Raw genomic sequence first — 15,058 nt, 5'->3', positions numbered from 1 at the left:
CACATCCGTCTGCATCGGGGTTTTGTGTACGGGACCGGGGTATACATCGATGCGTATACCCCGGTCCCGTACACAAAACCCCGATTATGATGGTGTCAAGGACAGCGTTCAGAAACGACCCCGGCGTCCCACGCTCACCAGGGCACCCTGCGGCAGGACCTTGTTGGGATCCAGGCTCTTGGGAACCGCGTTGAGCAGGACCGAGAAGACCGGAGGCCGGCGCTGGGACAGCTCGATCCTGCCGCCGTCAGCCTCAACGAGGTCCTTGGCCAGCGCCAGCCCCACGCCGGTGGACCCGTGGCCGGAAACAGACCTCTCAAAGACGGTAGGAGCCAGCTCGTCGCTCACGCCTTCACCCTCATCCGCCACATCGATGAAGACCCCGTGACCACCCTTGGCGCTGCGCACACTGACCGACGTGGTCCCCGCACCGTAGCGCAGCGAGTTCTCGATCACCGTGGCCAGCACCTGCGCCAAGGACCCCGGGGTCGCCAGCACAGGCAGGCCAACCTCGTCCCGCAGCACGATCTGGCGCCCGGCAGCCTGGAAGGACGGCTCCCACTCCTCACGCTGCTGGTCGAAGACGTCTGTCAGGTGCAGGGCCTCAGTGCTCCCGCCCCCGGTGCGCCGCGAGACCCGCAACAGGTCCTGGACGACACCGGTGAGGCGGTCGACCTGCTCGATACAGGCCCGGGCCTCGGCCCGAGTCTCCTCATCACCCGCCAGCAGCTCAATCTCCTCCAGCCTGAGGCTCAGCGACGTCAACGGCGTGCGCAGCTGGTGGGAGGCATCCGAGGCGAACTGGCGTTCGGCTGCCAAGCGTCCTGCCACACGCTCCGCCGAGCGCACGAGCTCGGCCTGAACCAGGTCGATCTCCTCAATACCTGAGCGGCGCAGACGCGGGCGCACCTGCCCGCTGCCCAGCTGCTCAGCCTCAGCCGCCAGGTAGATCAACGGGGCGGAGATCCGGCGGGAGGCACGCGCAGCCACGACATAGGCCGCGACAAGGGCGAGTGCGGTCAGTGCCACGATCGTGAGCACCACGGTGAGGACCACCTGCAGGCGGTCCTCGGAGTCCTGGGTCGAGCGCATAGCCAGCGAGACCCAGGCCCCGCCCAGTGGCGCTCCAAGGATGAGGACGGCGACCAGCACAGCCCCCATCGTCATCTGCATCGCGCGACGGCGCATCGCTCAGCCTTCCTTCCTCTCGTGGGAGCACAGCGCCCCGACCCCACCGGGGCCGGGGCGCATCAGGCACATGCGGCCGCAAGGGCCTTAGACGGATCAGACGGACAGGCGGTAGCCTCCGGCGTCCGCTACCAGCAGCGCCGGGGCGGCGACGTCGTCGCCAAGCTTGCGACGCAGCCAGGTCACGTGCATCTCCAGCGCCTGCTGGCTGGCGGTCGGGTCCTCGCCCCAGACCTCCTTGAGGATGTCTTCGCTCGACGCGACCGCACCCCCCGCACGCACGAGGACGCGCAGCAGCTCGAACTCACGCGTGGTCAGCTGCAGCTCGCGCGCCCCCACGAACGCGCGGTGCTGCGCCACCTCGACCCGCACCTCACCGACGCTGAGGTCCTCCTCGGTAGGCTCACCGGAGGCGCGGCGCACCTGGGCACGCACGCGGGCCAGCAGCTCAGCCAGGCGGAAGGGCTTGGTCACGTAGTCGTCCGCGCCCGCGTCCAGGCCGACCACGAGGTCGGTCGCCTCCGAGCGCGCGGTGAGCATGAGGATCGGGGTCGTCAGGCCCTGGGAGCGCACCTGGCGGGCCACGTCGAGCCCGTCGATGTCAGGCAGGCCCAGGTCCAGCACGATGATGTCAGCGTCGGCGACCTCCGCGAGGGCGCCCTTGCCGGTACCGTGGGCACGCACCTCGTAGCCCTCACGCCCGAAGGCACGAGCCAGCGGCTCGGAGATAGCCGGATCGTCTTCGACAAGAAGCACAGTCGTCATACCTACGGATCGTAGGCGACCGGAAGCCCTCGCGTCATCATCCCCACGAATGAATCGTGACTACCGTCTCGCTCTGCGACCCGTCTTCCCCCCGGTGCTGGCTGCAAGCAGCCGCTTAGCGTCCCGACCCCGCTCGCTGCAGGGACCAGGGCACGATGTTGCCCAGCCCCTTGGCCACGACCTCGTGGCACTCACGCACGACGTACCGCTCAGCCTGAGGCCCCCGCATGACGGCACGGGCCGTCTGCTCGTCCATCCGGATCCCTCCCGGCTCGGCGGTGTCGACCAGACGTGAGGCCAGGTTGACCGGCGGGCCGAAGACGTCCCCGGAGCGCGAGACGACCCGTCCCTGGACCAGGGAGGCACGCACACGGATCATCTCCGGGCCCCGCTGGAGCTCCTCGACCAGGGCCGTCACCACCGCCGCCGCGGTCGTGACGTCGTCCGCGATGTACATGACGGCGTCCCCGATGGTCTTGACCACACGTGCACCCCGCGAGGTCACCACGTCCCGCGCCGTGTTCTCAAAGTCGGTGAGCATCGTCTCCAGCTCGCTGCGCCCCATGGTCTGGGCACGCTGGGTAAAGGAGACGATGTCCACGAAACCAAGTGAGCGCGTGAGCGGGTACAGGTCCGGTCCCGCCTCTTCCTTGCCACGCTTGGCGACCTCGGACTCCGTACGTGACAGCAGCGCGGCCAGGTGCCGGCGCCAGACGTAGTCGAGCTGGGTACGCAGCGGCTCCAGCAGCTCATCAACCCTGTCCAGGACCACCAGGCGGGCTGAGGTGTCATCGAGCTGGTAGCGCTGGGCGACGTCGGAGACCAGGGTCTCCAGCTGCCACAGCACCAGCCTGTCCATCGTGTAGGACTGTGCGCGCAGCATCTCCAGCGCGCTGGAGGTGGCCAGGCCTCCGACGGCACCACCCTCGGACGCACCTGCGCCCAGTGCGTCACCGTCACGATCCTGCACGTGCGCTCCGACGACGTCAGCCAGGGCACGCAGGGCCTCGACGTCAGCCTGCGTGAAGCCCACGGCGTCGGCACTGGCGTCAGCAAAGCCCATCGCGCGCCAGAAGCGCCGTGCCAGCTCCTGGCTGGTGCCCGCCTCCTGCGCCACCTGCTCCAGCGTCAGGCTCGGCACCGCCCCGAGCAGACGCTTCTCGTGCCCGCTGATCGTGTCCCAGGCCTCCGGGGGCGGCACCGTCCCGTCGTTCCCGCCGCGACCGGGGCCGGGAGCGCCAGGGGGTGTCTCAGGCGGCGTCGAGGCACGAGGCTCCCGCTGGTCGGAGGGCGCGCGATACCCGTCTCCGGCGGGCTGGTCGGGCTCAGGCAGGTCAGTCACCACGTCACAGTAGCGCAGATCACATGGGAACACTCACTCGGTCTCCTCGTCCCGCAGCTCCTCGACGTCACCCGCGTGGACGACGACGTCGACGCCCGCCCCTGCCAGCACGAGCCCAGGCCGCAGGTCGACAGCCCGTCCCTGCTGCGCTCCGGCGGGGGTACGCACGCGCACCTGCCGCCCTAGGGTCCAGCACGCGCCACGCAGCCGGTCCCCCAGCGTCTCCTGACCCGCGGGGCGCAGGTCCGGGTCGCCGTCGGCAGCCTCCCACGACGTCAGGACCCGCTCCAGGTGGCGGGCCAGTCGCGCGGCCACCTCCTCGACACCGACGTCCCACCCAGCCACTGCCAGGGAGGTCGCCCAGGGAACGGGCAGGTCCCGGGCTTCCTGCCCCACGTTGACCCCTATCCCGAGAACGACAGCGGGAGCCAGGTCGCGCGCGTCGGGCTGCCCGTGACCTGGGGACGTCAGGGACGGGCCCGGTTCCGTACGCGGCCCCGGCTCGCGCCCCTTCCCCGGCAGGATGAGCTCGGTCAGGACCCCGGCGACCTTGCGGGCCCTCCCCCAGCCCGGCACCACGGGAGGCGCCGGCGGTTCCAGCCCCGCGAAAGCAGCCTCGGCCGCTGCACCGACGGCGTACCCCGGTCCACCAGAGCCGATGAGGGGAACGAGGACGACGTCGTTAGGCCACTTGGTCGCCACCTGCCAGCCGCACCCGGTGAGATCCCCGCCCTCGCTCAGGCCGTCACGCAGCGCCAGCCCCGCCAGCAGAGGAAGCCAGCCCAGCCGCTCCAGCGGAACCAGGGGACGCAGCACGAAGGACATGGTGAGCGCACCGCGGCGCGGGGTGGTCCACACGTGGCCACCCCGCCCCCGGCCCGCGGTCTGCTGCTCGGCCCGCAGCCACGACAGGTGCGGCCAGCACCGTGCCGCCTCCCGGTCGAGCAGACCGTCCGAGCCCGTCAGTGCGTGGCGCAAGTCATCGTTGGTCGAGCCGGTGCGCTCCACGACGACACCACGACAGCCTGGCGCCCGCGTCTGTCCCGGACCTGTGGACAACGGCGTCCCGGCGCTCACGCAGGGGCCGTCAGGGCTGGAGGAGTCAGGGGCGCACACGTACCGAGGCTAGCTCCTGGCGCCCGGCTGCCGAGGTCGTCCCAGAGCCTCACTAGGCTGGGGCCGTGATCCTCCTCGCCTCGAAGTCCGCCGGCCGCCTGGCCACGCTGCGCGCTGCCGGCATCACGCCCCGGGTCCAGGTCTCCGACGTCGACGAGCCTGCCGTGCTTGCCGCCCTGGCCCGCACTGCCCTGCAGGACGGAGCCCCGGCCCCCAGCCCCGCTGAGCAGGTCCAGGCCCTGGCACGTGCGAAGGCGCAGGCGGTAGCGGCCTCGCTGTCAGACGCCGACCGGGCCCAGGACCCGTCGCTGCTGGTAGTCGGCTGCGACTCGATGCTGGAGATCGACGGCCAGGTCGTGGGCAAGCCGCGCAGCGCGCAGGCGGCCCGCGAGCGCTGGCTGTCCATGCGCGGACGTAGCGGGACCCTGCACACTGGACACACCGTGATCCGGGCCTCGGACGGCGAGGCCCAGCACGGGGTGTCCTCCACGCTGGTTCGCTTCGCCTTCCCCAGCGAGGAGGAGATTGACGCCTACGTGGCCTCGAGCGAGCCGCTGTGGTGCGCCGGAGCCTTCACGATCGACGGCCTGGGCGGGGCCTTCATCGAGGGGGTGGAGGGCGACCCCCACGGCGTGGTCGGGCTGTCGCTGCCGCTGCTGCGCCGCCTGGTCACCTCCCTGGGAGTGACCTGGACGGACCTGTGGGACCTCAGGCGCCAGGAGGGCTTACCGTCCTCGTCCGTCACGACCGAGGAGCGTCAGTGACCCGGCTCCTGGTCGCCGCACGTGCCTCCACCGCAGCGCGCGTCGCCCGCAGCGCTCGCCGCCACGGGCTGAGCCCGGTCGGCGTCTTCACCCAGGCCGATCGCGACGCCCGGTGGCTGGACCTGCTCGACGACGCCGTGGAGGTCAGTACCTACGACGCCGTCCCGGCTCTTGTGGCGGCCGCGCGGGAGACCGGGGCGCACCTGCTGCACCCCGGCGTCGGCTTCGCGGCCGAGTCCGCCAGCCTGGCCCGGGCCTGCCTGGAGGCAGGTCTGACCTGGGTCGGCCCCAGCCCTGAGACGCTGGACCTCGTCACGGACAAGGCGGCTCTCGCCCGCACCGCAGCCGGCCTCGGGGTGCCGGTACCACGGACCGTCGGCCCGGTCTCGACACTGGACGGGCTGGCACGTGCCTGTCACGAGGTGGCAGGCCCGGCGGTAGTCAAGACGGTCCACGGCGGTGGTGGACGCGGGGTCCTGCCCCTGCCCACCACCGGCCCTGAGGAGGTCGAGCACGCGTGGCGGACCCTGGCGGGGATGGGGCCGCTCCTGGTTCAGGCTGACGTCCCGGTGGCGCGTCACGTCGAGGTCCAGGCCCTGGCTGACGGGCACGGCGGCATCCTGACACTGGGCACGCGGGAGTGCTCGGTCCAGCGCCGGGCCCAGAAGCTCATCGAGGAGGCCCCGGCCCCCTTCCTGCCCGGCCAGCTCACCGACCAGCTGGAGAGCTGGACGCGGCTCGTGCTGCGCTCGGTCAGCCTGCAGGGCCTGGCCACCTGCGAGTTCCTGCTGCCCCGTGGCGGGACGCCGGTGCTCCTGGAGGTCAACGCCCGGCTGCAGCTCGAGCACGCGGTGACCGAGGAGGTCTGCGGCACCGACCTGGTACGGGCCCAGCTCGTCGTGGCCGAGGGGGGCGGACTGACGCAGGTCCTGGCGACCTGCGGCGGTCACGCTGAGCACCGCGACGGCAGCCGGCCGGCCCCCACTGGCTCCACCGCACAGTCTGCGCAGGCGCTTGAGCAGCACGAGCCCGACCTGCGCGTGCGTACGGAAGGCCATGCCGTCGAGGCACGCCTGTACGCCGAGGACCCCCAGACCCTTCTTCCCTCCCAGACGCCGCTACGCAGCCTGAGCGTCCCGCTGTCCACCCCGCAGGAGCGTGCCCAGGTCGCCGCCGGCCAGGTCCCGCGTCCGCCGCGTCTGCGCGTGGAGCGGGCTGTCTTCGCCGGGGACGCCCTGCAGCCGGGGTTCTCCGAGCCGCTGGCCCTCATCACGGCTTCGGCGTCCTCGCGCCAGGAGGCGCTGGGTGTCTTGGAGCAGACCCTGGCAGCGGTCGAGGTCCAGGGCCCGCCGACCTTGGTCCCCCTGCTGCGTCAGGCCCTGTGCGCCCCCGAGATGGCCGGCGCCGGCTCCGCCTACGAGGTCACGACGCGCTGGGTGGAGGAGCGTCTGCGACCACAGGCGCCCGGGGCCGGACTGTCAGGTCTGTCGTACCCAGGTCCGTCGCTCTCCGTGGCCCCCGCCGCCCCGACTGCACCCCCAGGCGGCGCCGAGGGCTTCCACCGTGGTACCCCGGGTACCCCAGGCACCTCGGGTACCCCGGGCGCACCGGGCTCTCCAGCCCTCCTGAGCGACGTCGTCGAGCTGCGCGCGCCGATGGCCGGAGCCCTCGTGGCCCCGGCCCGCCCCGGCCCAGCTCGCGCCGGGCAGGCCGTGGCCGTGATCGAGGCGATGAAGATGCGCCTTCCGCTGCCTGCCCCGGCCGACGGGGTGGTCGACGCCGACGGTCCGGTCCTGGAGGCAGGCACCCCCGTGGCCGCCGGGCAGGTCCTGGCACGCCTGCTGCCCGAGGCGCCCTCAGCCCTTGGGGACGGGAGCGGGTCACCTGCTGCCAGCACGCCGACCGTACCTCAGCCACCGACGCGTCGGCGTCGTCGGCCTCGCGCCGTCGAGCGCGTGCGCGACCTGGTTGACGAGGGCAGCCTGCGTGACGTCGTGGACGAGGACGCCGTCCTCACCGCCTGGGCGCAGGTAGCCGGGCGGGAGGTTGCCGTGTGGGCGCAGGACCCGAGCGTCATGGGTGGCACGATCGGCCTGGCGGGCGCCCGCCGGGTCGCCGGGCTCATCGACCGTGCGGCGAGCCAGGCCGTCCCGGTCATCAGCCTGCTCGACGGCGGAGGCGCCCGGGTCCAGGAGGGAGTCAACGCCCTGGCCGGGGTCGGGCTCATCCTGGCGGCACAGACCCGCGCCCACGGGCGCACTCTGCAGCTCGGCCTGGTCCTCGGCCCGGCCGCGGGCGGCGCCGCCTACGCTCCCGCCCTGACCGACCTGCTGGTCATGGTGGAGGGCGAGGGGGAGGTCTTCCTGACCGGCCCCGCGATCCTGGCCTCCTCCACCGGCGAGCGCACGAGCCCCGAGAAGCTGGGCGGCGCCGAGGTCCATGCGCGTCACGCCGGCACCGCCCACCTGACTGTCCCCGACGAGGCAGCTGCCTGGCGCGCGGCTCGCGCCCTCGTGGGGCTGGCGCGCGTGCCGACCAGCCAGGGTCTGGCGCTGCCGCTGCGCACCGGGGGTGCCGGCCTTGAGGTAGCGGTCGGAGACCGTCTCACTGCACAGGCAGTTCCTGCCGACCCCTCCGAGCCGTATGACGTACGAGGGCTGCTCAGGCGCCTGACCGATCGAGGTGACCTCATCGAGCTGCGTCCCCAGTGGGCTCCGAACGTGGTCACGGCCCTGGCCCGGGTCGAGGGGGTGCCGCTGGGCGTCGTGGCGAACCAGCCCGCGGTGCTCGCCGGCGCCCTGGACCCGCTGTCCTCCCAGAAGGTCGCCGAGCACGTCGGTCTGTGCGCCCGGCTCGGGCTGCCTGTGCTCACGGTGGTCGACACCCCGGGCTTCCTGCCCGGGACACAGGCTGAGCGTGCGGGAACGGTACGACTGGGTGCACGGATGGTCGCCGCCTATGCCGGCTACGAGGCAGGCGGTGGCCTGCTGCTCACGCTCATCACACGCCGTGCCTTTGGTGGAGCCTACGTCGCGCTCGGGTCCCGGGCCCTGGCCGGCGGTCGCACCGCCGCCTGGCCCGGGTCGCAGGTCGGGGTCATGGACGCCGCCAGCGCCGTGGACCTGGTCAGCCGACGTCAGCTTCGTCAGGCCGGCCAGGACGGCGAGGACGTCGAGGCGCTGCGCGAGGAGCTCATCGAGCGCGAGCGTGCGGCCCAGGCCGGCGAGCAGGCAGTGGACCAGGGCTGGGTCGAGGAGCTGGTGGCTCCTGAGAGCACTCGCTCATGGCTGGCCCGCGTCCTGACCTGTCCTGCTCCTCCGGCCGAGGGGACCCCTGCACCGCGCCTGACGCACGTCGGAGGCGTACACCACCCGGGTGACGGGTGGGTGGAGTGCAGCTGCGGCTCACGTCACTGGGGCCTACGAGGGGCAGCAGGAGTGCTGGCGTGGCGCCTAGCAGCGCCGTCGCGGGACGAGGTACCACCCGGTGGTCACAGCGACGAGACTCGCTCGCACGACGAGGCAGGCCTCGAGGTGCTCTTGCAGCTGCGGGCTGGCTGGACCCACCGGGGAGGAACCTGGGGGCTTCCCGGCGGCGCCGTCGCCGAGGGAGAGAGCCCCGCTGAGGCGGCTCTGCGCGAGCTCGAGGAGGAGACGGGGCTGCCAGCGCGCACGCTGAGGCTCGGCCTGTCACACGTTCAGGACCACGGCCCCTGGAGCTACTCGACCTTCACCGCGCAGGCCGCTGCCGATCCCGCCTGGGACCGCCTGGTCGCCGCTGACGGCGAGTCGACCCGTCTGGAGTGGGTCAGGCTGGTTCCTGAAGACGGTTCCTGGCAGCACCCGGGCGGTGGGACCCTGCCGCTCCTACCAGCGCTGGAGGCGGTGTGGGACGAGCTGGCAGGCCTGCTGCCGGCCCCAGGGTCACAGCTGCTCGTCAGGGTCGGCTAGCGCCGAGAGCATCGAGGTGAACAGCTCCAGCTGACCTGGCTGGAGCCTCTCGATGACGTGACGACGTACGCCGTCGAGGTGCACGGGGGCAGCGGCTCGCAGGACGTCCATGCCTGTCTCGGTGAGGTGGCAGTTGACGCCCCTGCGGTCGGAGGAGCAGGAGCTGCGCTCGACGTAGCCTCCTTTCTCCAGGCGCCCTACGGTATGTGTCAGGCGCGAGCGGGAGTGGGAGACGTGCTCTGCCAGGGCCGACATCCGCAGGCTGTGTCCTGGAGCCTCGGACAGGCGCACCAGGATCTCGTACTCGTGCATGGACAGGCCGGCCTCTGTCTCCAGCTCGTGGTTGAGGCTCCCGGTCACACTGATCGAGGCCGCGAGGAAGGCTCTCCACGCCGCCATCTCCTGGGCGTTGAGCAGGCGCGGGGAGGTCTGGCCGCAGCCGCTCGCAGCCTGACCGCACGAGTCGGTCGCCGCGTCCTCCTCCATAGCCTCCTGGCCGCAGGCCGAGGTCTCGACGCTGCCCTGGCCGCAGGCCGAGGGCTCAAGGCTCCCCTGGCCACATCCCGCCACTGGCGCGTCCAGCGAGGCCTGACCGCAGCCGCTGACTGCGGGGGTACCAGCACCGCCCTGTACGGCCTGCACAGACGCCTGGTGCGCGCTGGTCATGTCATACTCCTTCACTCAAAGTCGTTCACGATTGAACGACCCTCCCTGTATATCACTGTCCACGCACACACGCTGTGCGGCCACTCACCACAGCTGAGGACCTCGTGGCCGCACGGGAGGGGATGACAGACTCGCGGGAGCCTAGCCCATCACTCATACGTGCGATCACACCGCGAGCAGCCTGAGCCTCACCCAGGCGCAGCCCGCACCCGTCCGGGCGGCAGGCTCAGGACCGACGGCGCAGTACCAGGCCCCGCACGTCGTACAGACTGCCTCCGCGCGCCCACAGCCCGGCCCGGTCGGTCAGGGGCACCGGGGCGACAAACCGCAGGTCGACTGCCCCCGAGGCCGGCTCAAGGACCATGCTCAGCGCCGCCAGCAGCATTCCGTGCACGATGACACCGTCGTCACTGCTCAGCCCCTGGTGCCTGGCGGCACCGGGAACCAGGTGCAGACGGTTGTCATCCCCGCTGGCCCGCGCCCAGGCCTGGACGTCCTGCGGGAGCACAAGGATCTCAGGATCCTCGGAGGTACCGGAGGAGAACGACGCCTCGCCTGGCTCACCCGTCAGAGCCGACGCACCCGCGCCCGGCCCCGCAGGTCCAGCGCGCCGTCCCGCCTGTGGCCAGGCCAGCCAGGTCGTCACCTGCCAGCCCCCGGCCAAGGACCCGACCTCCGTCATCTCCCAGCCTGCACGCCGCGTCGTCGCCAGCCGCAGCACGCCCTCGTCACTCGATGAGCCTGAGTCGGCGGGAACCACACGCAGGCGCCGATGGACAAGACCGTCCCAGACCAGCAGGCCAGAGGACCGCAGCCGTGCCAGGACAAGCAGAGCGGGACCGAGCCCGGCGACCGCGCCGACAGCCCGCCGCTCAAGGTTCCCCTCGGGCTCGCAGGCCCACGTGCTGCTACGACGCAGGACCGCCGTCAGGACGTGTACCAGCGCCGGAGCGTCCACCTGCGTCGCGCCATCGACGGCCACCATCTCCCAGGCATGGCGAGACCCCGCCGACGGGAGGTCGACGGGGTCCGTAGCGCTCATACCCGGATGCTACCGGGGGTGGCGCGGGAAGACTCAGCGGGTCTCGCGGTGCTCCGTGTGCTTGCCGCAACGGGCGCAGAACTTCTTCAGCGCGAGCCGGTCGGGGGTGTTCCGACGGTTCTTCTTGGTGATGTAGTTACGCTCCTTGCACTCCGAGCAAGCCAGAGTGATCTTGGGGCGAACGTCGCTGGACTTGCTAGCCACGTGTCTCTCCTCTGATTGATCCTCGAGCCGGTGGGCGCCTTGCTCGAAACCTTGCGTAGCGGGGGAGGGACTCGAACCCTCGACCTCACGATTATGAGTCGTGCGCTCTAACCAGCTGAGCTACCTCGCCATATCAACACAACGGGGGCCGAACGGCCCCCACAGTGTCAGAGCCCCGAAAGGGAATCGAACCCTTGACCTTCTCCTTACCATGGAGACGCTCTGCCGACTGAGCTATCGGGGCAACGAGCGGAATCTTAAGCAGATCCGTTTTGCTCTCGCAATCCGGCTCTGCGTGGCTTCGCTCACTGCGGTCCACCCCCGAGAGGGCGGAGATCACCGCCAGGACACAACGACCTGACAGTCACCGTGGCGGGTGAGGGATTCGAACCCCCGTAGCATTCCGCGGCTGATTTACAGTCAGCTCCCATTGGCCGCTCGGGCAACCCGCCTTGCTCCGCCCATCGATCAGATCGATCGCTGCTCGGTGCCGTGGAAGAATAGCAAGCCCGGCACCCGGGGCGCCAATCGCGCACATAGGACCCTGCTCACACAAGGGTGGGTACACGTACGGCCGCACCTTGCGCCCTGGTGCCTGGGTACCGTGACGAAGACCCACGAGAAAGGACAGCCATGGCCTCCGACTCCTCCTTCGACGTCGTCTCCAAGCTCGATCGCCAGGAGGTGGACAACGCCGTCAACCAGACCGCCAAGGAGATCTCCCAGCGTTACGACTTCCGCGGCGTGGACGCCGGCGTCGACCTGGCAGGCGACACCATTACCCTGCAGGCCAGCTCAGCCGAGCGGGTCCTGGCCGTGCTCGACGTCCTGCAGTCCAGGCTCTTCCGGCGCGGAGTCTCGCTCAAGGCTCTCGACCTGGCAGACAAGGAGCCCAAGCCCTCAGGCAAGATCTACAAGCTCGTCTGCCCGCTCAAGGAGGGCCTGACCCAGGAGGTCGCCAAGAAGGTCACCAAGGTCATCCGTGACGAGGGACCCAAGGGCGTCAAGGCCACGATCCAGGGCGATGAGGTCCGCGTGTCCTCCAAGTCCCGTGACGACCTCCAGTCCGTCATCGCGCTGCTCAAGGAGCTCGACGTCGACGTCCCTCTTCAGTTCGTCAACTACCGCTAAGCTCGCGGCCTGGCGCGGCCGCGTCGCAGGCGCGCCGGCGACGTTGCTGCACGAAGGGACGCTCCTGGCCAGGGTACGGGCCCGAGGCGGATCACCTCCGCCTCGGGCCCGTACGCGTCTGCCAGCGACGCAGCGCCTAGTAGCCAGCCATCTGCTCCAGGCGTGCGATGCGCTGACCCATCGGCGGGTGGGTCGCGAACAGGGTGCGGACCCGTCCGAAGGGGTTGGCGATCATCATCGAGCTCACCGGCTCCACCCGAGGCTCCTGAGCCATTGGCGCCGCAGCGACACCGGTCTCCAGCCTGCGCAGGGCGCTGGCCAGGGCAAGCGGGTCACCGGTGAGGACCGCGCCGTCATGGTCGGCGTCGTACTCGCGAGTCCGTGAGACGGCGAACTGGGTGAGGCTGGCGGCTATCGGAGCCAGGATCGAGATCAGGAGCAGGACCACGACGTTGGAGTCACGCCGGTCCCGTCCGCCCCCGAACCACAGCACCATCTGCGCCACCGAGGAGATGACGCCCGCGATACCCGCTGCGACGGAGCCGGTGAGGATGTCTCGGTTGTAGACGTGGGAGAGCTCGTGGCCCAGCACTCCCCGCAGCTCGCGCTCGTTGAGCAGCTGCAGGATTCCCTGGGTGCAGCATACCGCTGCGTGCTCAGGGTTACGTCCTGTGGCAAAGGCGTTGGGGCTCATGGTCGGGGCGACGTACAGACGCGGCATGGGCTGGCCGGCCTTGGTCGACAGCTCGCGCACGACGGCGTGCATCACCGGCTGCTGCTCGGGCGTGACCTCGATGGCTCCCATGGAGCGCACAGCCAGCTTGTCAGAGTTCCAGTAGGTGTAGGTCGTCTGGGCCACGCCGATCGCCGGCATGATGATGAGCCAGACGCTGGAGCCGGTGCCCTGGGCGAGCAGCCAGCCGATAAGCAGCAGGAGGCCCCACAGCCCGCCCATGAGCACGGCGGTCTTGAGCCCGTTGTGGTGATCGGTACCGGTCATGGCGCGATTGTATGGACGACACCTGGGAGTCCTCTGAGTCCGGCCAAGCACAGCCCCCACCGTGGCGGCGTATCTAGGCGCTGGCGGCGTGCTTGCCCTCGGCGAGGGCGTGGATATGTGTTGGGGGCGTGCCTGACGACGTCGTCAGGCACGCCCCCAACAGCGGTATACGCCGCCACAGGACACAGGCACGCCCTCAGCGGGCAGGCACGCCGCCAAGGTAGGCGGTGCTCAGGCCTGCGGGCGCTCCGGCAGGCGGTGAGCCACCCGCTCCGGCACACGATCTGGATCGGGCTGGCCAATGAGGTCGGACGGCGCCTGCTCCTGGCGGGAGATCGCCGTCATGGCCTCACGGGAGACCACCTTGACCCGCTCGCGCGGCCTCATGTCACCGCCGGTGACCTCCACCTCGCCGTAGTCCTGGCCGAGCTCACGCTCGTAGGCATCGAGCAGCTCCCAGCCCTCCCACGTCGTGTACGGCACGTGGCGGGAGTCCAGCAGCGCCAGCAGGGCGTCGTGTCCCACCTGTGCCTCGTCGTCAGTCGTGGCGTGCAGCAGCCCGGCCTGGGCGTCCTCGACAAGGTGAGCGATCGTCTCCTGGGCGTCGGACTTGGTCGACCCGATGAGTCCGATCGGGCCGCGGCGGATCCAGCCGGTGGCGTAGACGCCGGTGAGCGGCGCACCGTCCTCACCGAGCACGCGCCCGCCCTCATTAGGCATCACGTGCCGCTCGTGGTCGAAGGGCAGGCCCTCGATCGGGCTGCCGGCATAGCCCACGGCACGGTAGACCGCCTGGACGGGCCAGTCGCGGTACTCCCCCGTCCCGCAGACACTACCGTCCCCGTTCAGGCGAGTGCGCTCGGTACGCAGACCGCACACGTGCCCGTCCTCGTCCAGCAGCACCTCGTCAGGCGCCTGGAAGAGGTGGATGTGGATGGTGCGTGAGGCCGTCAGGTCCTCCGGCTCCTGCATGGCGTAGCCCTCCAGGGCCTTGACCACCTGACGCTGCTGGTTGGATGAGCGAAGCGCCTCCTCGCTGCCGGCGTCGTACTCGAAGTCCTCCTCGTCGACGGTCACGTCGACGTCAGGCTGCTTGCCGAGCTCGCGCAGCTCCAGCGGGGTGAACTTGACCTGCGCGGGACCGCGGCGGCCGAAGACGTGCACGTCCGTGACCGGGGAGGTCCTGAGGATCTCGGCGACGTTGGCCGGCACCTCGGTGGTCATGAGGTCCTCGGGGTGCTTGGCGAGCACGCGCGCGATGTCCAGCCCCACGTTCCCCACGCCGATGACGGCGACCTCACGGGCCGACAGGTCCCAGGTACGTGGGTGGTCAGGGTGACCGTCGTACCAGGACACGAAGTCCGCGCCGCCGTAGGACTCCGGGGCGTCGATGCCGGGGATGTCGAGGGGCGCGTCAGTGTCCGCGCCGGTGGAGAAGATGAGGGCGTCGTAGTGCTCGTGCAGCTCAGCCACAGAGATGTCACGTCCCACCTCGACGTTGCCGACGAGGCGGATGTCCCCACGCTGCAGGATCTTGTACAGCGCCACGATGATCTGCTTGATACGCGGGTGGTCGGGAGCCACGCCGTAACGCACGAGGCCGTAGGGAGCGGGCAGGCGCTCGAACAGGTCGATGCTCACGTCCAGCCCTGACTTGGACAGGATGTCGGAGGCGTAGATGCCGGCAGGGCCCGCACCAATGACGGCGACTGACAGGGGACGTGTGCTCACTGTGACTGGTTTCCTGATCTTGGGTACTCAACCTGGCGGCTCGGCGCGTCCGTGTGCCGCCGTCTCCTTGAGGAGGGACGACGACGGCGCGGGCCACCAGACAGTCTACGGACCAAGCCCGTCCTTACCCAGGAGACGGGACGCACCTCACGCCCTGAT

12 protein-coding genes and 3 tRNA genes are annotated in these 15,058 nt (G+C 70.6%); 3 read left to right on the top strand and 12 right to left on the bottom strand.

Annotation, left to right across the window (positions count from 1 at the left end):
* Window positions 1-108 precede the first annotated feature (108 nt).
* The 4 genes from HRL51_RS01750 to HRL51_RS01735 all read right to left on the bottom strand — a co-directional run bounded on the left by HRL51_RS01750 (window position 109) and on the right by HRL51_RS01735 (window position 4,411).
* Window positions 109-1,188: a sensor histidine kinase gene (locus HRL51_RS01750; protein ID WP_172192185.1), complete on the bottom strand. Its 1,080-nt coding sequence runs from the start codon at window positions 1,186-1,188 to the stop codon at window positions 109-111.
* A 96-nt stretch (window positions 1,189-1,284) separates the two neighbouring features.
* Window positions 1,285-1,953 (bottom strand): response regulator transcription factor, encoded by a 669-nt coding sequence (locus tag HRL51_RS01745; protein ID WP_172192183.1) that lies wholly within the window; start codon window positions 1,951-1,953, stop codon window positions 1,285-1,287.
* 115 nt (window positions 1,954-2,068) lie between these two features.
* Complete coding sequence (locus HRL51_RS01740) at window positions 2,069-3,106, bottom strand: adenylate/guanylate cyclase domain-containing protein (protein ID WP_172192460.1); 1,038 nt, start codon at window positions 3,104-3,106, stop codon at window positions 2,069-2,071.
* Window positions 3,107-3,328: 222 nt separating this feature from the next.
* Window positions 3,329-4,411, bottom strand: a complete 1,083-nt coding sequence (locus HRL51_RS01735; protein ID WP_244960205.1) for a biotin--[acetyl-CoA-carboxylase] ligase — start codon at window positions 4,409-4,411, stop codon at window positions 3,329-3,331.
* A gap of 65 nt (window positions 4,412-4,476) precedes the next feature.
* Between HRL51_RS01735 and HRL51_RS01730 the strand changes: the two genes are divergently transcribed.
* Window positions 4,477-5,175, top strand: a complete 699-nt coding sequence (locus tag HRL51_RS01730) for a Maf family protein (protein WP_172192181.1) — start codon at window positions 4,477-4,479, stop codon at window positions 5,173-5,175.
* Window positions 5,172-9,125: a carboxyl transferase domain-containing protein gene (locus HRL51_RS01725; RefSeq protein ID WP_172192179.1), complete on the top strand. Its 3,954-nt coding sequence runs from the start codon at window positions 5,172-5,174 to the stop codon at window positions 9,123-9,125. The genes HRL51_RS01730 and HRL51_RS01725 overlap by 4 nt, the downstream gene beginning before the upstream one ends.
* On the opposite strand, the gene HRL51_RS01720 is transcribed toward HRL51_RS01725, so the two are convergent.
* The 6 genes from HRL51_RS01720 to HRL51_RS01695 all read right to left on the bottom strand — a co-directional run bounded on the left by HRL51_RS01720 (window position 9,099) and on the right by HRL51_RS01695 (window position 11,489).
* Window positions 9,099-9,791 (bottom strand): MarR family winged helix-turn-helix transcriptional regulator, encoded by a 693-nt coding sequence (locus HRL51_RS01720; RefSeq protein WP_235954063.1) that lies wholly within the window; start codon window positions 9,789-9,791, stop codon window positions 9,099-9,101. The two genes, HRL51_RS01725 and HRL51_RS01720, sit on opposite strands and share 27 nt — an antisense overlap.
* Window positions 9,792-10,017: 226 nt before the next feature.
* Entirely contained in the window at window positions 10,018-10,833 is an 816-nt protein-coding gene (locus tag HRL51_RS01715; protein ID WP_172119799.1) for a hotdog family protein, read from the bottom strand.
* A gap of 33 nt (window positions 10,834-10,866) precedes the next feature.
* Window positions 10,867-11,037, bottom strand: coding sequence for a 50S ribosomal protein L33 (rpmG, locus tag HRL51_RS01710; protein WP_172119800.1), 171 nt, complete (start codon window positions 11,035-11,037; stop codon window positions 10,867-10,869).
* A 56-nt stretch (window positions 11,038-11,093) separates the two neighbouring features.
* A tRNA-Met gene (locus HRL51_RS01705) sits at window positions 11,094-11,167 on the bottom strand.
* Between the two features lie 41 nt (window positions 11,168-11,208).
* Window positions 11,209-11,281 (bottom strand) — tRNA-Thr (locus HRL51_RS01700).
* 126 nt (window positions 11,282-11,407) lie between these two features.
* Window positions 11,408-11,489 (bottom strand) — tRNA-Tyr (locus tag HRL51_RS01695).
* 181 nt (window positions 11,490-11,670) lie between these two features.
* Here HRL51_RS01695 and HRL51_RS01690 point away from each other — a divergent pair.
* The gene (locus HRL51_RS01690) at window positions 11,671-12,168 is read left to right on the top strand and encodes a YajQ family cyclic di-GMP-binding protein (protein WP_172119801.1); all 498 of its coding nucleotides are present in this window, start codon (window positions 11,671-11,673) and stop codon (window positions 12,166-12,168) included.
* 136 nt (window positions 12,169-12,304) lie between these two features.
* Here HRL51_RS01690 and htpX read toward each other — a convergent pair whose 3' ends face one another.
* Both htpX and HRL51_RS01680 read right to left on the bottom strand, forming a co-directional pair.
* Window positions 12,305-13,168 carry a zinc metalloprotease HtpX gene (htpX, locus tag HRL51_RS01685; protein ID WP_172119802.1) on the bottom strand — a complete coding sequence of 288 codons (864 nt, stop codon included), beginning with the start codon at window positions 13,166-13,168 and terminating at the stop codon, window positions 12,305-12,307.
* A gap of 231 nt (window positions 13,169-13,399) precedes the next feature.
* Window positions 13,400-14,899 (bottom strand): FAD-dependent oxidoreductase, encoded by a 1,500-nt coding sequence (locus HRL51_RS01680; RefSeq protein WP_172119842.1) that lies wholly within the window; start codon window positions 14,897-14,899, stop codon window positions 13,400-13,402.
* Window positions 14,900-15,058 lie beyond the last annotated feature (159 nt).

It is taken from the genome of Actinomyces faecalis (genome assembly GCF_013184985.2).
In the GTDB taxonomy this organism is placed as follows: Bacteria; Actinomycetota; Actinomycetes; order Actinomycetales; family Actinomycetaceae; genus Actinomyces; species Actinomyces faecalis.
Note: the sequence above shows the minus strand (reverse complement) of the source record. Positions and strands in the feature narration are given on the sequence as shown.